At 57.5% G+C, this 17,527-nt stretch carries 19 protein-coding genes and 3 pseudogenes; 14 read left to right on the forward strand and 8 right to left on the reverse strand.

From position 1 onward, the window contains the following. Together FBZ97_RS34840 and FBZ97_RS27600 are read left to right on the forward strand one after the other, a co-directional pair. Nucleotides 1-125: pseudogene (locus FBZ97_RS34840) on the forward strand (LysR family transcriptional regulator); the annotation flags it as partial. A 634-nt stretch (nt 126-759) separates the two neighbouring features. Beyond that, nucleotides 760-1,839, forward strand: a complete 1,080-nt coding sequence (locus tag FBZ97_RS27600) for a major royal jelly family protein (RefSeq protein WP_246661891.1) — start codon at nt 760-762, stop codon at nt 1,837-1,839. A gap of 480 nt (nt 1,840-2,319) precedes the next feature. On the opposite strand, the pseudogene FBZ97_RS27605 reads toward FBZ97_RS27600, so the two are convergent. Both FBZ97_RS27605 and FBZ97_RS27610 read right to left on the reverse strand, forming a co-directional pair. Then, nucleotides 2,320-2,563 (reverse strand): annotated as a pseudogene (locus FBZ97_RS27605) (glutathione-dependent formaldehyde dehydrogenase); the annotation flags it as partial. Between the two features lie 175 nt (nt 2,564-2,738). Then, nucleotides 2,739-3,425, reverse strand: coding sequence for a DUF72 domain-containing protein (locus tag FBZ97_RS27610; RefSeq protein WP_145324109.1), 687 nt, complete (start codon nt 3,423-3,425; stop codon nt 2,739-2,741). 132 nt (nt 3,426-3,557) lie between these two features. Between FBZ97_RS27610 and FBZ97_RS27615 the strand changes: the two genes are divergently transcribed. Further along, complete coding sequence (locus FBZ97_RS27615; RefSeq protein ID WP_145324111.1) at nt 3,558-3,773, forward strand: DUF3072 domain-containing protein; 216 nt, start codon at nt 3,558-3,560, stop codon at nt 3,771-3,773. A 430-nt stretch (nt 3,774-4,203) separates the two neighbouring features. On the opposite strand, the gene FBZ97_RS27620 is transcribed toward FBZ97_RS27615, so the two are convergent. Together FBZ97_RS27620 and FBZ97_RS27625 are read right to left on the reverse strand one after the other, a co-directional pair. After that, nucleotides 4,204-4,680 carry a DUF4037 domain-containing protein gene (locus FBZ97_RS27620; protein WP_246661873.1) on the reverse strand — a complete coding sequence of 159 codons (477 nt, stop codon included), beginning with the start codon at nt 4,678-4,680 and terminating at the stop codon, nt 4,204-4,206. A gap of 202 nt (nt 4,681-4,882) precedes the next feature. After that, nucleotides 4,883-5,142, reverse strand: a pseudogene (locus FBZ97_RS27625) (DDE-type integrase/transposase/recombinase); the annotation flags it as partial. A gap of 260 nt (nt 5,143-5,402) precedes the next feature. Between FBZ97_RS27625 and FBZ97_RS27630 the strand changes: the two are divergent. After that, nucleotides 5,403-6,173 carry a response regulator transcription factor gene (locus FBZ97_RS27630; RefSeq protein ID WP_145324173.1) on the forward strand — a complete coding sequence of 257 codons (771 nt, stop codon included), beginning with the start codon at nt 5,403-5,405 and terminating at the stop codon, nt 6,171-6,173. 382 nt (nt 6,174-6,555) lie between these two features. After that, nucleotides 6,556-6,858, forward strand: coding sequence for a hypothetical protein (locus FBZ97_RS27635; protein WP_145324115.1), 303 nt, complete (start codon nt 6,556-6,558; stop codon nt 6,856-6,858). 696 nt (nt 6,859-7,554) lie between these two features. Here the strand turns inward: FBZ97_RS27635 and FBZ97_RS27645 are convergent. Then, nucleotides 7,555-8,478: a LysR family transcriptional regulator gene (locus tag FBZ97_RS27645; protein ID WP_246661874.1), complete on the reverse strand. Its 924-nt coding sequence runs from the start codon at nt 8,476-8,478 to the stop codon at nt 7,555-7,557. Between the two features lie 77 nt (nt 8,479-8,555). On the opposite strand from FBZ97_RS27645, the gene FBZ97_RS27650 reads away from it, so the two are divergent. Genes FBZ97_RS27650 through FBZ97_RS27660 form a run of 3 tightly spaced genes read left to right on the forward strand, consistent with a single transcriptional unit; the run spans nt 8,556 to nt 10,212 of the window. Then, nucleotides 8,556-9,269: an SDR family oxidoreductase gene (locus FBZ97_RS27650; RefSeq protein ID WP_145324117.1), complete on the forward strand. Its 714-nt coding sequence runs from the start codon at nt 8,556-8,558 to the stop codon at nt 9,267-9,269. A gap of 4 nt (nt 9,270-9,273) precedes the next feature. Further along, a complete protein-coding gene (locus tag FBZ97_RS27655) occupies nt 9,274-9,648 on the forward strand; it encodes a glyoxalase (protein WP_145324119.1) in 375 nt (124 codons plus the stop codon). A 24-nt stretch (nt 9,649-9,672) separates the two neighbouring features. Beyond that, nucleotides 9,673-10,212 (forward strand): ester cyclase, encoded by a 540-nt coding sequence (locus FBZ97_RS27660; protein WP_145324121.1) that lies wholly within the window; start codon nt 9,673-9,675, stop codon nt 10,210-10,212. Between the two features lie 8 nt (nt 10,213-10,220). Here the strand turns inward: FBZ97_RS27660 and FBZ97_RS27665 are convergent, their stop codons facing one another. Continuing rightward, complete coding sequence (locus FBZ97_RS27665; RefSeq protein ID WP_145324123.1) at nt 10,221-10,835, reverse strand: TetR/AcrR family transcriptional regulator; 615 nt, start codon at nt 10,833-10,835, stop codon at nt 10,221-10,223. Between the two features lie 90 nt (nt 10,836-10,925). On the opposite strand from FBZ97_RS27665, the gene FBZ97_RS27670 reads away from it, so the two are divergent. The 4 genes from FBZ97_RS27670 (at nt 10,926) to FBZ97_RS34850 (ending at nt 13,473) form a co-directional block, all read left to right on the forward strand. After that, nucleotides 10,926-11,729, forward strand: a complete 804-nt coding sequence (locus FBZ97_RS27670) for an inositol monophosphatase (protein WP_145324125.1) — start codon at nt 10,926-10,928, stop codon at nt 11,727-11,729. 101 nt (nt 11,730-11,830) lie between these two features. After that, nucleotides 11,831-13,006 (forward strand): MFS transporter, encoded by a 1,176-nt coding sequence (locus FBZ97_RS27675; RefSeq protein WP_145324127.1) that lies wholly within the window; start codon nt 11,831-11,833, stop codon nt 13,004-13,006. Between the two features lie 12 nt (nt 13,007-13,018). Continuing rightward, nucleotides 13,019-13,276: a cupin domain-containing protein gene (locus FBZ97_RS34845; RefSeq protein WP_246661875.1), complete on the forward strand. Its 258-nt coding sequence runs from the start codon at nt 13,019-13,021 to the stop codon at nt 13,274-13,276. Next, nucleotides 13,273-13,473 (forward strand): hypothetical protein, encoded by a 201-nt coding sequence (locus FBZ97_RS34850; RefSeq protein WP_246661876.1) that lies wholly within the window; start codon nt 13,273-13,275, stop codon nt 13,471-13,473. Before FBZ97_RS34845 ends, FBZ97_RS34850 begins: the two co-directional genes overlap by 4 nt. A gap of 422 nt (nt 13,474-13,895) precedes the next feature. Here FBZ97_RS34850 and FBZ97_RS27685 read toward each other — a convergent pair whose 3' ends face one another. Further along, nucleotides 13,896-14,258, reverse strand: coding sequence for a DUF4180 domain-containing protein (locus FBZ97_RS27685; RefSeq protein ID WP_145324129.1), 363 nt, complete (start codon nt 14,256-14,258; stop codon nt 13,896-13,898). Nucleotides 14,259-14,428: 170 nt separating this feature from the next. Beyond that, the gene (gene bla / locus FBZ97_RS27690; RefSeq protein WP_145324131.1) at nt 14,429-15,325 is read right to left on the reverse strand and encodes a class A beta-lactamase; all 897 of its coding nucleotides are present in this window, start codon (nt 15,323-15,325) and stop codon (nt 14,429-14,431) included. 247 nt (nt 15,326-15,572) lie between these two features. Here bla and FBZ97_RS27695 point away from each other — a divergent pair, with 247 nt between their 5' ends. Further along, on the forward strand, nt 15,573-16,439 hold the full coding sequence (locus FBZ97_RS27695) for a LysR family transcriptional regulator (RefSeq protein ID WP_145324133.1): 867 nt from the start codon (nt 15,573-15,575) through the stop codon (nt 16,437-16,439). Between the two features lie 221 nt (nt 16,440-16,660). After that, nucleotides 16,661-17,284, forward strand: coding sequence for a plasmid pRiA4b ORF-3 family protein (locus FBZ97_RS27700; RefSeq protein ID WP_145324177.1), 624 nt, complete (start codon nt 16,661-16,663; stop codon nt 17,282-17,284). The last annotated feature ends 243 nt before the right edge of the window (nt 17,285-17,527 follow it).

A 17,527-nucleotide genomic window follows, 5' to 3' on the forward strand; every position in this document is an offset into this window, starting at 1 on the left:
TGACCTTGCCACACTGGTTTTTATACTACCCCAGCCGTCGCCTGCCGAGCGCCGCCATGCGCGCATTTCTCGACTATATGAGAAGCTACGACTGGAATGCGAAGGACGCCCCCGAACCGCGGTGATTTGGCCAGGAGCTTTCGTAGAAGCAGATCGATATACCTCTACGTACGGCATTGTTCAGCCGCGTCGAACTTTGCGCGAGGCCTCGATGTTTTGCCATATGTCGCGGATCCCGCGGGTGAATTCAGCAGTAGGCTAGCCTTATTCAACAGGCAGGCATTTCCGCATGCAACGATTTTATCAGTCAAATTCTGGCAAAATATCCGAAAGGGTTGTCTGTGACGGGCAAACTGCCCGCGTCATCTCAGGTACCCGACTGGGACCAAAAATCCCATCACACTTATGGTGCACATTTCGTGGAAGTCGGTGCTTGTATTGGGGTCATTTTCATCCCGCTGGTCGAAATGATCGCTGAAGCAGCCGAATCCCTTCCGCCGTTCGACGACATAGGTCGGTTGGTCCTTTGAGCGGTATCACCGTATCGTCCTGCTGGGCGAGGCAAGCCATGGAGCGGCAGAGTTTTATCGCCTGCGGCTGCATGGCTTATTTCGCGAAGCAGGAACTTTCGCCGATGGAGGGGGTTCAAGGGGCTAATCAACGGAGGCCACCATGCACCGCATATTTTCTCGAAGCAGCGTTCTCTGTGCCGCAGCCATCCTGGTCCTGGTATCGCCAAACCTCGCTGACGCCCAGACCATGGAAAGACTGACGAACAAGGCGAAGGAACTGGTGGCGCCGGTTACCAGCAAAACGGACGGCCGCCTGGAAAAAGTTGCAACCTTCGACCATCAGGTCACCGGCGTTACCGTCTCGAAGGATGGCCGGATCTTCGTCAATTTCCCCCGCTGGTCGGAAGACGTTCCGGTCTCCGTTGCCGAAGTGATGAAAGACGGCTCGATCAGGCCCTATCCCAACGACGAATGGAATGCCTGGCGCAATGCAAAGATGTCGGAGATTTCTGCCAAGGATCATTTCGTGACGGTGCAAAGCGTTTTCGCCGATGGCAGGGGCTCGCTCTGGGTCGTCGATCCGGCAGCGCCCAACAGCGAAAAGACGGTCAAAGACGGCCCGAAACTGGTCCAGATCGACCTGAAGACGAATAGCGTCAAACGCATTTACCCGTTCGGATCCGATGTCGCCGGTCCCGCGAGCTACCTCAACGACGTGCGCATCGCTCCCGATGAAGCCTTTGCCTACTTCACCGATTCAGGCATGCCGGGGGGTCTGGTCGTTCTCGATCTGAACTCTGGAAAGGCGTGGCGTGCCCTCAGCGATGATCCGTCCACCCAATTCGAGAAAGACGTTGTCATCCAAGTCGATGGCAAGCCGCTTCGCCGGCCTGACGGTCGACAACCACTCTTCAATGCCGACAGCATCGCGCTTTCGAAGGATGGGAAGACGCTTTACTGGAAGGCGCTGACCGGCAAGACGATGTATCGCATCGCAACCGAGACATTGCAGAAAGCATCCCAGGATCCGTCAGCGGCTAAACCGGAAAAGTACGCCGACACGGAGCCCACCGACGGGCTTTGGATAGACGACCAAAACCGCATCTATCTCAGCACAATCCAAAACGATGGCGTCAAGATCTTGGGTTCAGACGGAAAGGTGACGCCTCTTCTTCAGGACAGTCGACTCCGCTGGCCCGATACGTTCACGCAAGGACCAGATGGTACGATGTATGTCACGGCATCGCATATTCAGGATTCACCCTGGTTTCATCAGGGGTGGGCCGATGATTCATTCACGCTGTTCAGATTCACGCCCCCGAAATAAGCGTGACCATCGAACATTACGAGCGACTATCTGCTCGACGGACGATCTGCAGGTGAAGCGAGACCAAAAGCGACTGCTCGGAGCTGTTGAGTCGCATTGATGAAGAAATGGTGGTCTGGGCTCACACTTTCTGGAAAGCTTACCGGACGATGCCTATCGCGGTAGCCGCTCATCCCGACGGTGAGGACGTCACGAGAGCGAACCATACGGAGATGCAGGCCGTGGCGATGGTGAGGGAGATGATTGGCACACTAGCGCCCGGCCAGATCCCGATCCGGCAGAATAGTTCGCCTGGTCGCCCAGGACAGCTTGGGCCGGCCGCGTGGGGCGCAGCTTATCCTATCCGACCATCCAAGGCGGCCGACACACAGACGGCCGGATCGCAGAGAACTCTGGGGTATAGGACCGCATCTGGCCTCATTCACCGCCTGCTGACACGCGCATTGTCACGCGAGGCAGGGGCCGTCGAAATGAGGTTCGAGCGATCGTGTCACCCGGCTGGATGTTGCAGAAATCGGCCGCCATATAGCCGGTTGGAAAAATGTCAAAAAGGAATGGAACCTGCTCATCTCCTACGCCGTCAGGGACCTTGATCGGGCCGACAACCGCATAGCGGCACTCGCAGGTACTCCGCTTGCCCGCCACTATAGCCGCCGAGGAGCTACGAGTAACCGAACAGCCCTGCGGGGGAATTGCCTCACAGTTTTGTCACCTTGGAGCGATCCGTTACGATGGGCGCTCTGTAGAGAGCCGCATAGCCGATCGAAACCGCAGTGATCTGGCCAAGGCAGCACCGAAAGGATTGCACCGCGCCACGCGAGATCAAACCTATCACCAGAAAACGACGCATCGCAGACCATAAAGAAGTAAGAGCGCTAATAACGGAGGCGTGGCTTTACTCAGCCGAGCATCGTCAGAGCGTTTTCGATCGCGGCTCCTGAGGCTGTGTTGTCGAACACGCACCAGCCATCTGGCGCCAAGAGATTTGAGAACGACCTGATCTCCTCATGACTATAACTCGAATAATAGATTTTTGGCTGGCCATGCAGACGAACGTATTTTGGTGGTCTTTCGAAACCCTCTGCCGGCCAAACCGGTGCGGGATCGGCAAGAACTCGGTCGATGGCATAGCTCTTGAGCAGGTCGAGTGCCTCGTCCGATGCCCAGCTTTGCTGCCTTACCTCGATGACGATCGGACCGTCATCGGCATTCCGCATCGTCTTGAATGCGGTTTCGAGCACGCCAACATCGAAGGTCAGCGACGGCGGCAGCTGGCAGAGCAGCGGCCCGCGGTTTTCTCCGAGCGGTGCGATATCTTTAAGAAATGCATCGAATGGCTCGTGAATGTCTTTCATCGCTCGGGTGTGGGTGATCTCCTTGGGGATTTTAACCGCGAAGCGAAACCCATCCGGGACGGATTCCGCCCAGTGTGCGAAGGTCGATGCCTTGTGGCGACGATAGAAGGTCGAATTGATCTCGACGCCGTCGAAGACCGACGCGTACCGGGTCAGGCCACTGCCCTCTTGCGCAAACCGGTCGACCACCTTTTTCGGGATGGACCAGGCCGCAGTGGTAATAATTGGCAATCACCTTCTCCTCGGATGCAAGCTTCCCAACAGAACGACGAGACCGGCAGATGAGTTCCGTGCATCTCGTGAGCAGACACGGGAACTAACGACCACCCAAGAACGTTTGCAGAACGAATCCAGGAGATCGTTATGAGTGACAACCCCAAAACCGATACCTCGTCCAACACGCAAAAAGACCCGGACGACTGGGTCAGCGGCGATGAACCCATGACCGGTGCGCAGCGCTCCTATCTGAAGACACTGTCGGAACAGGCGCACCAATCCGACGCTTACGCCGAGGATTTGACCAAGGCGGAAGCCTCGAAACGGATTGACGAGCTCAAGCAACCCCTTGACCTTGACTGACGCGCAGGCGCTACCGGGATATTGCCACCGACATCACGGCCCATATTTCCTATGAAGCTGTCTCGATCGCGCTCGCTTCGACAGCGACGGGATGCCGACACGACCTTTGCGCAGATGGAGCGGGCTTGAAACTGGCAGAACGCCCTTGTGATGACGAGCATCATGATCGGAAACAACATGCAAACAGCGACATCTGATTCCACCAAAGATAGCCGTATCCCGTGCTAGCTCGCCGCCGCAGCACCTTGAAAAAATAGATCAGACCGAGGACGGTTAGAAAACGGCAAGCGCGACCAGCACACCGCTAACATCGGCGAACTGCACGAGAACGGCCACTCCGGGCGGCGGCCTGTGATGGATCTCGAGCGGCTGCATTGATCGCTCGAAGGGGCGATCAATCCTATCTCAAGTCAACATTGCGTACGCGCGCTTAACCGCGAGCTTTCTCTTTGGTCTCCGTCGTCGCTCTGCCTGCCTGTGTCCCAAGCGCAGTGTCTAGCAGAGCACCCGTAGCGGCGCTCGCATAGGCGAGAACCGCGAGAACAAAGTTGCTGCTGAGAAACTGGTCGGCAGCCCCGAACTCTGGCAACGGCCGCAGATCGTCCTCTTCGATAGCGGCGTGGATCGCATCAAAAATCTTCAGAGTGTCGACGAAACGATAGGGCCGGTCGTTGAGAGAGCCCATCGTTGGAGCAACCGCGCCGGGGACGCCCCTTTGGATCTGTAGTTCCGCCATAAAGCGGCAAGCTTCCACCAAGGCGGATTCGCGCGTCTGCCAGGATTGCGCCACCAAGACTTGCTCAAGCAAGGGCGCGAGATCGGATGCGCAGGCAAGTCGCGAGAAAGCAGTCCCGAACCACTTCGGATAAGGCGCATAGCGGCGCTCGATCAGCATGGCGAGCCGCATGATGTTTCCGACCATACGGCTGGCAATAACCCGGGAACCGAATTCGTCGCCGGTAGGACGCGTAGTGATCAAAGCACCATTGTACATGCGCGACGGCGAGACGCGTCGACAAACGCGGAGGCGGATTTGTTGCGATCGCTCCCGCCGCCACGCTCGCGGTAAAGGCGGCCGCTGGAAACCAGTAGCCGTTATAGTGGTGATGTCACGTTGCTTGGCTGAAGCCGGCTGCGGCCTTCCACTGCGCGATCGCGCGGATCCGATGAGGTGAATGGCGCGGGCGGAGCGCGTCTGATGCGGCGAGACGAAAAGATTTCTGACCGCTGAAAACACCGATATAAATCGTTGCAAGCCGCCGGCGGATCGGAAGCCTTGCATCATCCGCTCTCGTTTTCGCAGTGGCAGGTGTGAATTCTCCGCGCGATTGTTCAGCCCTTGGGATCGGTGTTCGACGGAAGTCATCACACCCCGCTCCTCCCGAGTTTCCGATGCCGACTGTCAGGATGCGACCTGCGCTTGCCCTAGCACTCCCGAGATAAATAAGAATTTAGGAAAATCAAATATATGCAGCGTTGCATCAAGAACAAATTTTATCGAAGCCAACGCTCTATATTAACCTATGTTAATGCGTGAAGTAAAAATATAGGAAAATAAAAACCTGGAATTTGAAAACATGGGACCTGCGTGAATATAAAAAAGGCCACTTTAATAGTTGGGAAACGGCCATGATTGGACAAACGATTACGAGTGAGAAATTTACACCGGAATCGGGCGCGCGCTTTTCTTCAGTTCCAACATCAAACTCACTGCGTCCGTCCATCACTGCCGGCACTCCCGGTATCGATGAATGGCAAGATTACGTTCTCCTCATCGATTCCCGTGCTCTGGATCGTGAGTGTCTTTCGAAGAGCCTGGCTGACTATGACAGTGCGCTGCATATCATAACAGCGGGTTCGTTGGAGGAATGGCAAATGCGCGATATGAAGACATTGCCGTCCGCAATCTTGTTCATGATCGGGGGCCGCAAGGTATCCGACACAGACATCAGCGCCAAGATCCGCGCTCTTGCGGAAAGATTCGAGACAAGTCCCGTGATCGTCGGTGCCGATGGCGATGAACTCGCTCAACTCCTGCACGCTATGGAATGTGGCGCTCGCGGCTATATCCCGAGCAGCGTTGGTATCAAGGTTGCGGCCGAAGCGGTGGCGCTCGCCCGCGCTGGCGGTATCTTCGTGCCGGCAAGCAGCCTGCTTGCTGCCAAGGAGACGATCATCGCCATTGCCAAGCCACGAAGCAATGTCCTTGACGGCATGTTTACGCCACGTGAAGCGGTCGTCGCCGAAGGCCTGCGACGCGGAAAAGCAAACAAGATCATCGCGTACGAAATGGACCTTTGTGAAAGCACTGTGAAGGTACACGTTCGCAATATCATGAAAAAATTAAATGCGACGAACCGGACCGAGGTCGCCTTTAAGATGCGCGAACTCGTTCGGTGACTCCCGTTTCCTTCCGAAACAGGATCACCGGGATGCAACCGATGGGGCAGTCCCAGGCGCCAGACAGGGCGCTCGGCGGTTGCCAGCAAGCTGCGTAACAAATTGGACGCCGACATTACTTTGGATTGTGACTGCGGTGACTGCGGGAAGGGCCCTGTTCGTTGTCGCTGTGTATTCCCGAGCAACGACAATGGCGAAAGTGGTACCCGCCACCTATTGGAATCGATCAACGACTTGTGACCTTCGTACCTACCCGAGGAGGTTTGAAATCTGGGCACGGATGCATCGGCTCATGGGAGGTCGTGCGGCCCTTGAATGTGGAGGATGTTCCTCTTGACCTTACGACCTGCGCGGCCCTCTTTCTCTTCCGGAGGATACTCATATGTTCGAAAGCGACGAAGCCTCAACAATTCCTTTCACGCAGCTTGATCATAGCGAGCGGCTTGACCGGATTGATTTCCTCGCGGCAACCATCTCAAATCTCGCCTTCGACGTCGCCAGCGATGGGGATGCCCAGACGGTGAGATCGCTTCTCGATATCGGATGGATGTTGAAGATCATGCGCCAAGACCTGGCGATATGTTGCAGCTCCAGCAATATGACAATCATCGGTAATGCTGTTAGCTTGATCCGCGCCCTGCAAATGCGGTGCCAAGCACGCTCCGCGGTCGGGACGATCCATTAATCCGTCATCGTCTCACCCATTGACTAAATTGTATTTTAGCTGACGATAATCTCGGAAGATGTACGCATCGACTTCGCGCGGCGGAGCATATCGCATCAGTGCCCTCAAGCCGAGAGGGAGTTGTTTGGCACTCGGGAGTTCTCTGTGATCTATGACTGGGACGGCGTCAGAACACGGCGCATTAAAATCCGAAAGATCGGCGTTTCGCTTTTGCTCGGGCTGACGTTCTTGGCCGGGCCTGCGATGGTGCTGGTCCGCGCTCATCCATAGGATCGCTGGCTCCAAAAAGTGGCTGATACTGCCAAGCCCATTCGGTTGTTGTTCCAATGGAACGGCCTGATCCGGCACCATGACTATGAGGTCGAGATCCAGAGCAACAACGCGGCTGCCACTATCTCCTCGAGCCTGTGACCGTGGAGGGCATCACGCTGCCGTCCAGCTCCGGGTTTATCCCGCGATCTGGACAACAGGCCGGCCGCAGGCCCCCTCATCGTCGGGATGGATCTCTCCGACGATCGCCTCGAGGGGCTCGTTCGCGAAGTCGCCGCCTCGGCAGTGACCTACTACGATGCGGAATGGCATTTAAGCTTTTGATGAGATTGGAACGGTCGGTCACCAGTAACTCCTTAAGTCGCTGAAACATCTAGACAGTGCCGCTTTCATGCTTATTTTCGAAATGACATATCCGTCTGGATTTCAAAATCGAAGCGATGCGTTCGATGACTTCAGTCTGTTTGCCAGGAACTCGATGCATAGCCGCACTTTGGCGGCTGCAAGACGGCTATGCGGGAATACGACGTGGATTGGTGCCGCAGCAAGATGAACGTCGGGGAGGACAATCTCCAGCTTGCCGCTTTCGATATCGTCCTGGACGTCCCAGATGGATTTCAGGACAAGCCCGGCTCCGGAAAGTGCCCAGCGGTGCGCAAGCTCGCCATTGTTGGTCGTGAGCCTCCCCATGACATTTGCGCTGCGGCCATCGGCGAAGGTCCAGTGATTGTTCGGCGGTTCGCCAAACGCAATGACCTCATGGCGGGTAAGGTCTTCGATTGTTTCGGGCCTTCCACGGCGATCGAGATAGGCGGGTGCTGCGCAGATGACGCGCCTGTTCGGTGCAATCTGCCTGGCGACCAGACTGGAGTCGGCAAGCGCACCAAAGCGTATGGCAAGGTCATAGCCGCCTTCGACGATATTTGTCAGGGTGTCGTCTGTGTCGAGATGCACGAGCAGGCCCGGATGCATCTCCTGGAATTCGCTGAGCAACGGCGCGATCCATCTGATGCCGAATGCGAAGGTCGATGTAACCTTCAGCGTGCCGATCGCCGTATCCCTTCCGCTCGATGCTTCCGTTTCCGCATCATCGATCTCCGCCAGGATCTGGACACAGCGGTCATAGAACCGCGCGCCTTCATCGGTCAGCGCCAGAGACCGAGTCGTCCGGTTGATCAGCCGAACCCCCAGCCGCTCCTCCAGCCTCGACAGCTTGCGGCTGATCACGGTCAGCGAAAAGTTCAGCTCGCGCGCAGCACCTGACAGACTGCGCGCCTGAACCACCCGCACGAAGACCAGCATGTCGAGAAAGTTGTCGCTCATATTCTTGCTGATATCGCAAGAGACCATCGACAACAATCTCCATTATCGCAAGTACGTTCCAGCGCTAGTTTACCGTCATCGAAACCAATCGCGGAGAGATGGACATGGCATCGTTGAACCAGAAGCGCGTCCTCGTCATCGGCGGCAGCTCGGGCATCGGGCTTGCAGTCGCCCAGCAGGCACATGCCGCAGGCGCTGTCGTCACAATCGCATCGCGATCGCCAGACAAGCTCGGGAAAGCCGCAGCGTCGGTCGACCCCTCGATGGCCACAGTCGTGCTCGATACCGGCGATGGGTCTGCGATCGAAACCTTCTTCGGATCCCATGACGCATGGGATCATATCGTCGTCTCTGCGGCTCAGACGCCCAGCGGTCCGGTTCGCAAGCTTTCGCTCGATGACGCGAAGAAAGCGATGGAGAGCAAGTTCTGGGGTGCCTACCGGATCGCCAAGGCCGCAAGGATTGCGGAACGCGGCACGCTGACCTTTATTTCCGGGTTCCTGAGCAAGCGCCCCTCGGCCTCGTCGGTTTTGCAAGGCGCGATCAACGCAGCATTGGAGTCACTTGCCCGGGGTCTTGCCCTGGAGCTGTCTCCCATTCGGGTCAATGCCGTATCTCCAGGTCTGATCGACACGCCGCTCTGGGCCAGGATGGACGAGGCGAGCCGCAACGCGATATTTGAGCGCGTCGCCGGCAGTCTGCCCGCCAAGACCGTCGGCCAGCCTTCCGATATCGCCAACGCCGTTCTCTTCCTGATGACGACGCCGTTTGCCACCGGCTCGACCGTGCGTGTCGATGGTGGCGGCGTGATCGCGTGACACTATGCAGCTCGATCATGTGACACTACGGACGGCGGACCTCGAAGGAACCCGACAGTTCCTGCAGGACCTGCTTGGCCTGACCGTCGGCTTCCGACCGAACTTCAGCTTTCCCGGATACTGGCTTTATCGCGGCGACGAGCCACTCGTCCATCTTATTCCTGGCAGCGAGGTAACCGTCGGCCGAGATGCTGAGACGATCGACCATGTCGGCTTTCGCCTCAAAGGATACGGCGCCTTCCGCCGCAAGCTGAATATTACCGGGATCGCCTACTCCACCATGGACCTTCCCGAGTTCGGGGAACGGCGGCTGTTTGTCCGCACCCCGGGCGGCATCCTTCTCGAACTCGTCTTCCGGGACGACGTCGAAACCAACTGACCAACCGAAACAGGATTGAAGACAATGATCAAGAACGCTGTGACAGGCGGCCTTGCGGCTGCCGCTCTTGCAATTTCCGTGTCAGCTCCGGCCTTCGCGGCGGCACCGCTGAAGATCGACGACATCGTCCATTCAGCGAAGCGATCACATGCCGAGGCGTCTGCGGAGACGGCAGCTCGGCATTTCTACTCGTTTTGGAACACCGGAGACGAGGCTGATCTCAAGGCTGCGATCTCGCCGTCCTTCACCGACCATACGTTGCCCGACGGCCGTCCGCAGGGACCCGAAGGCCCAGCATTCGCGTCGAAGACGTTCCGCGCCGCCGTCCCGGACCTTTCCGTCGAGGTCCGCAAAATGATATTCTCAGGCAACTACGTCACCGTCCACATGGTGTTCCGTGGTCATTTCACCGGGACGTTTGCCTCCGCCAAGGGGACGGGCCAGACGATCGAGTTCATCGCAACCGATCTTTTGAAAGTGACGGATGGCAAGGTGACCGACAACTGGCACATCGAGGACAATCTCACGCTGCTCAAGCAGATAGGCGTCGTGTCGATGAAGTGACGTCGGGCTCACGCCCTGGGCGGCGTCAGCCCGAGATAGCCGAACACGGCCTGCCGGGTGCGCGCCCGTAGAGCCACTCCATCCAGCTCCCGCCGGATGCCTGCCATGTCCGTCATCCCGCGGGTGATCGCCATCACGTCGAAGGCCAGCGTTTCGAGATCGTTCTCGGTCTCGAGGCTGGCCTTCTGGAGGACAGAGGTCAGTGCCGGATGGATCACGTCGACCACGCTCTTCTCACGGGCGTGGTTCGGGAGGCGGTCCTCCTCGATGTCGAGGAGGCGGGCAAGTGCCGGCCGTCGCAGCTGATGGGCGACGCCCGCATCCGTCATCAAGGCCAGCGCGGTGCGCCAGTCGTCTTCGGAACTGGCTCTTTCGATGTCGGCAAGAAGGTCAGCGGTCTCGCGATGGATCAGCGCGATCGTGATGGCGTCCTTGTTTGGAAAGTACTGGTAAAGCGAGCCGATGCTGACACCGGCGCGATCGGTCACCGCATTGGTCGTATACCCCTCCAGCCCGCGCTCTTCCAGAATGCGAGTTGCCGCCTCGACGATGATCTCGACAGTAACCGCGGAACGCGCCTGAACCGTTTGTTTTCTGGGACTTAGCTTGGGTTTTCGCACCATGTTCCGCGCCGGGTCAAAGCGAGTTTGTGAGGCAGGCAGAGGGCCATATCCTTCTTCCATCGTCAATCGAGTTTTGAAGAAAGAACAGCCATGATGACCGTAGACACCGACACTTGTGCATTCCTGCTTCGCGCCGCGACAGACCAGATCGCGGCCTCGCTGGACCGCCCTTCGCAGACGGACGATATTGCTTCCGTCATCCACTGGGTGCGCTCCAGGAGCGCCAAGGCAGCCGCCGATCTGCGCGGCCAGCTCGCCACGCGCTATCCTGACATCGGTTGGACGGGCGAGGAGGACGTGCCGAATGATCCCAATGCCGCTTACTGGGTGTATGACCCGATCGACGGAGCCTATCATTTCCTGCAGGGCCTGCCGCTGTGGTCGAGTTCGCTGGCGCTCGTCATCGGTGGGCGTTGCGTCTTCGGGATCGTCTATGATCCGACATCGAACGAGCTGTTCGTCGCCCAGGAAGGTCAGGGTGTGACATTGAACGGGGAGCGCGTGACGACCCGGAACAAGACAGACCTCAAAGGCGCCGTTCTGGGGTCGGCCGTACCGCCGATCGCTCAGGTCGGACCGGAAGAGCATGCCGAGGCACTCCGACTGCTCGAACGCGTGACCGGGCAAGTCTTCGTCGTCCGTCAGATGGCTTCTGCGTCGCTGCAGCTTGCCTACGTCGCGGCTGGTCGGCTCGATGGCTACTTCGAGGTCGGCCATGACATTCCCGACTGGCTTGCCGGCGCCTTGCTAGTCAAGGAGGCAGCCGGTGTCGTCACCGATCTCTCAGGCAACGGCTTTGGCTGGTCGTCAGACGGCCTGCTTGCCGCTTCGCCCGATATACATGCCCAGCTTCTGAAAGTCGCGGCATCCGCCGCCCACGTCCCGAGCGCTTAAGCGCGCTCAACCCTCCAGTCCTCATCGGCAACGGGAGACGCGTCGCTATCCCGCTCGGAAAACCGTGCCCTTCGTCGGCTGGCAACGAAAAGGAGAAGACAATGCCTATTGCGATCTACGCGCTTACGATCGGAGCCTTCGGGATCGGCGTCACCGAATTCGTTCTCATGGGCCTTTTGACCCAGGTGGGAACTGCCCTCAACGTATCGATCCCGACGGCCGGACTGCTGATATCAGGATATGCCGTCGGCGTTGCCGTCGGCGCGCCGGTCCTGACCGTCCTTCTGTCCGGCTGGTCCCGCAAGAAGGTCCTCCTGGCCCTGATGGTGATCTTCACCATTGGCAATCTCGCCTGTGCTCTTGCGCCGAGCTATTGGTTCCTGCTCGCCGCGCGCGTTGTCACGGCGCTGGCGCACGGTACCTTCTTCGGCGTGGGCTCAGTCGTCGCGACCTCGCTGGTCAAGCCGGACCGCAAGGCGTCCGCCATCGCTGTCATGTTTACCGGACTGACCGCGGCAAACATCCTCGGCGTGCCCTTTGGCACCTGGCTCGGTCTCGAACTCGGCTGGCGCGCGACCTTCTGGGCCGTCACCGCGATTGGCATCGTCGCCCTGGCGGTGATCGCTCGTTACGTTCCTTCTGATCACGGTACGGCTGCTGCCAGTGACTGGCGCGCCGACCTCCGCGCCATGATGAACGCTTCCATCATTATCGGCCTTTCCGTCACAGCGCTTGGATTTGCCGGGCTGTTCACGGTCTTTACCTACATTGCCCCACTGCTTACCGAGGTCACTGGGTTCAGTGAGGCAGCGGTCTCTCCGATCTTGCTGGTCTTTGGTGGCGGCCTCGTCCTCGGCAATCTTGCAGGTGGGAAACTTGCAGACCGCTTCCTGCAGCCGACTGTCATCGGGACATTGCTTGCTCTGGCAGGCGTTTTGATTGTCTTCGGCCTTGTCGTTCACAGCAAGATCCTGACCATCGTCATGGTGGCCCTGCTGGGTGCCGCAGCCTTCTCGACGGTCGCACCACTTCAGATGTGGGTCATGCAAAAAGCGAAGGGCGCTGGTGAGAGCCTTGCCTCCAGCCTCAACATCGCAGCCTTCAACGGCGGCAACGCACTCGGCGCGTGGCTCGGCGGAACCACAGTTGCGCACGGCCTCGGCTTCACGAGCCTGCCATTTGTCGCCGCTGGAATTCCGGCAATCGCTTTGGTCGTCGTCCTGATCGGCAAGTGGATGTCCGGCTCCCAGACGGAAAATGCAGCCTACAAGAATTGAAAGGATTCAATCGTGACCCAGAACACCCAAGACCTTCGCATTGGCGGTGTATCTATGAAGTGCCTGCTATCGGGCGCGCAGACGGGTGGTCAGTTCTGCCTTTTCGAAAACCGCAGTAACGGCGACACCAGAACGCCAATTCATGTCCATGCGGACTATGACGAGACCATTTACATGGTTGAAGGGGAGCTGGCTGCGATCATCGATCGAAAAGAGCACTCACTGACCACAGGTGACTGCATCTTCATGCCGCGTGGCGTTCCCTCATGAACAAGACCGACAAGATGGCACGATACGTTCTGCTCGGTACTCCGTCGCTGTTCGATACCTTTGTCGAACACGCCGGTTATGAGATCGGCACCGATGAGAAACCCAATTCGTCGGCCGAGGCGGATATCGCCCGCCTCAAGGCAGCCGCACCGCAGTTCGGCATCGCGCCCCTTCCCGACTGGCCCGCCGCGTGCTGAGACGGTCCCGGCGCAGCGTGGTAAGAGACAATTGCTGGATCGACAGAGTGGTCGGTTCCGGTAGCATGGGGGTCATGCTCTTGAAGGGATAGGAACCGACGACTCGTTGGATGGCGAATTCGGATTCATCAGTGTCTCAGTGGGCTGATAAGAGGCGCTTCGTCAGAGCCTGCCACTATTCTGTCTCTCATAACTGTCATCCGCAAGCCGCCGCACCGATGCCTGCACGTCAATCATCGGCGCCTGCGTACGAGCTCGGATCGTCGATCGTCAACGTTCCACGCCGCCTCTTTCAATGTGCGGGGCGCGCTTTTTCCGCCATTTCAATTCCGAAGGCGCGTCAGGTGAGGCGGATCCAGCCTGTCGATATCGCCGTGCCTTGAACGCGAAACAGCAAGCGGTGACCGACTGCTGACTGATCGTCATTTCACTCTCCGGCTCAAATCCTCAAGATCGTTCAGAAACCAGCATGACGAGCCCTTGTTGGACTCGTACACGAAGTCCTTTAGCGCCCTACTTCGTGCGCATGCGTCCGTAATATTACCGACGACTGCCAAGCGAATCTGATAATTGACGAATTTCTGCACGAGCAGGCCCGCAAATCCCGTTCTGAGATCAAAGAAGTTCGGGTCCAATCGCGCTGCGGGCAAGGCAACCAGATCGGCTCTGTCGCCAATGGCGGCTCCAACGAGGCCATTAATGTCAGCCTCCGTAGAAACTTGCGCGCCGTTCCCGTCACAGGAAAGCACGCGTAAATTTCTCAGGATTACAATGTCGTCGCTCACACAATGCGTCCTCTGGTCTCGAAGAGTTTACAATCGTTTGATGTTGGAAAGAATCGTATTGCGCAGCCGAGCAAAGATCTCGACAAGCGGTGTTTGATGCCGGTTCCGCGGACAGGTGAAACGTTCTGGAATCAGATGCCATCGAAAGATGGGCAGTCTCGGACACGGCCTCAGGATCGCAATAGCCTATCGCAGACACGCCGCGCGACGTCCGCGAGAACAGCTTCTTGAGATTCAATCGATCCTGGTGCGTGGCTGAGGTAGGCCGCAACGACGACCGGCGGGCGATGTGGCGGCCAGATGACGCCGACATCATTCGTCGATATGCCTTTCCACGTGCCTGGCTTATTGACAATCCGCCAACCGGCCGGAACGCCTTTGCGCAGTCTCTGTGTCGCCGCATCCTGTCCGTTGACTAGCCAGTCCGTCAGAAGACCACGCGACCGCGGGGATAGCATGTCACCCAAGATGATCCGCTTCATCGTCTCTGCCATTGCGCGTGGGGACGTCGTGTCATGCAGTTCGCCGGGTTTCACGATGTTGAGCTTTGGTTCGACATTGTCCACCCGGGTCACATTATCGCCTATCGAGCGAAGATAGTCCGTCAACTCTGCCGGACCACCAAAACTGGCCAGCAACAGGTTTGCCGCGGTGCTGTCGCTGTATATCGCTGCTGCCTTGCAGAGCTCATCGATCGTCATGCCCTCAGCGCCAACGTGAGGTTTGGTCGCTTTATAGGGAAGGACAAGGTCCTGCTCTGAAAAATCGACCCTCCGATCAAGCTGTTCTTTTCCTTGGTCGACCCGTGCAAGAACGAAAGCGATCGCCAGTACCTTGAACGTGCTGCAGAGTGCAAACCGTTCATCGAGTCGATGACCAACCACCTGGTTCGTCCCGGTGTCGAGCACAGCAACACCCAACTCACCTCCGCTCTTCGTTTCAATCAAGCGAATATCTTCCTCAATTGAGCGATCAGTCTCGGCAGAAAAAGCCTCGGCTGCGGAGAAAAAGGAAGATGTGAATAACGCCATAAGCAATGCGTTTCTTCGAGTGAAGCTGATGGTCATCTGATATGTCTCTCATCAAAGATGGTGGATTAATCTGGCTTTGTGCATCCGGGCAAGAGCTAGGTGACAGGACGGTTCTGACGCAAGCACCACTTCGCACCATTCCAATTCGTGTTTTCGAAAGTCCATTTTTGACTACGGCGCGCAACGCGGCGGCAGGTGAAATTTCCCTAATTATGCCATAAGACCAGCGTGAATTCGGGCTCCTTCATTGCGAGAAGCCTAAGCAGGGACGAGCACGACCTTTATGAATATCGACATCATCAGCGACTTTCTGAATTTTGCAGAGAGCCTCAGTTTCACGCGAACTGCAGCGGACCGCGAAACCACGCAATCCAACCTGAGCAAACGACTGCGGCAATTGGAGATTTGGCTAGCTTCCGACTTGATTGATCGGCGAAGCAGGCCGGTCGCGCTGACACAGGCCGGGAAGGACTTTGTGCCGGTGGCCCGCGGCATCGTGGCGGAATTAGCGGCTTTCCGCTCGAACCATCGGCCTTGGCAGGCTGCAGACGGCGCAATAACGATTGCGATGCCTCACAGCGCAACCATCAGCGTTTTCCCGTCATTCAAGCATCAGCTCTCAAATGAGGCGATTCCCGCCAGCTTTTCCGTTCGGATAGCAAACCACGATAGGGTCGGATCCATGCTTGCGAGTTCCGAATGCGACCTGGCTCTGGCGACAAGCCACCCGAAAGTGATCCAATCTCCGGAGTTCTCGGCGTTGCGATCAATCGAGGTCGCAAAGGAGAGGCTGGTTGTTGTATCGTCACCGGAACTGGAGGACCGCAAGCCGGCGCCGCTTCATGTCTCAGATCGCCGAACCTACATCGGTCAGATTTGGCAAAGGTGCCGGGTTTCGATACCGTCGACGGTTGAGCTGGAACACGATATGGCGGCGGACATCAGAAATTACTGCCTCGCCGGCGAAGGACGTGGCGTGGCGCCGCTAAGCCTTGTTGAATCGGACATCAGCTCTGGTAGGCTGCGGAAGCTCCGGTCGGATCCGAGCCTGGCATACACGTTCCTGCTTTACTGCGCGCCGAAAGCGAGCGTGCAAGCAAGACGGATATGGTCTTCTGCGGCGTCGATCTTGGGCGCAGTCCGGCCCTAATCGTCACCCCGCTCTGCTGTTCAAAACCGATCTCGAGGCTAGCCTTTCAGGATCGACACTCTGCAAAGCGATCGACCGGCTGGCCAACCGAAAAGCTGAAATGAGCGAACGTGTTGAAGTATTAAAAGCGCCCGATAGGAATTGAAGGGCACGACCGCGAGAAACGTGTCGTGCGCCGCGCTCGTCTTGACGGCCTGTCGGCAACCTTGTTCAATCCGGCAATGTTCAAAGCCGCAAACGCTGTGCAGATCAAAGTTTCTATCGACGAAATAGAGCCCGGCGTCTGGCGCCGTCTGGTTCTGCCTGTCCATTGGAACCTGGAGCATCTGCATCTCGGAATTCAGGCAGCCTTCAACTGGTGGCACTATCATCTCTATGAGTTCCGGATCGGCGGTCTTCGATATGGGGATGTTGAGATCCTTGAGGAGGACGCGACCAACGACGATCCTCGGGTCTTCGATCATAGGGAGGTTCGTCTGCTTGACTTTGAGCAAGGCGCTGTCTTCAGCTATCACTATGATTTCGGGGACGGCTGGCGGCATACCGTTTCGATCGAGGACTTCTTGACACTCGCCACGACGCCCAAGCATGCAAGCTGTGTCGCCGGCGAAAGGGCGCGACCGCCTGAAGATGTCGGTGGACTATCGGGATACGAGCGGTTTCTGGAGATCATTGCCGATCCAGATGATCCCGAGTTTGCCGAAACCATTCGATGGTGCGGTGGTTACTTCGATCCCGAATGGTTCGACCTTTCGACCGCAGACAAAGATCTCCGCAATGCTCTGCGCCCGAACGTCAAACGCCGTCTATATCAACCGAAGCCAAAAACAATCTCGAAGAAATAAGTCTGGACGGGCGAGCGGTTGGTTTTGCTCTTGAAGGGATAAGAACCGCTATTTTCGTGTCGAACCCCCAAATTATCAATGACTTAGGTATCCGATCCGGCATAGTCGGATGTATGGAACTTGCTGAGGTGTTGAATTGCGGCATGATTTAACCCACTTTTTCATTTCGCGTTGGCCCACAATATCCGAGCTATCATATTGTCGGCGAACATCATTTAAAGGTCCGATTGGACCACCGCGAAA

The sequence above is a fragment of the Rhizobium sp. ERR 942 genome (genome assembly GCF_007828395.1).
In the GTDB taxonomy this organism is placed as follows: domain Bacteria; phylum Pseudomonadota; class Alphaproteobacteria; order Rhizobiales; family Rhizobiaceae; genus Rhizobium; species Rhizobium dioscoreae.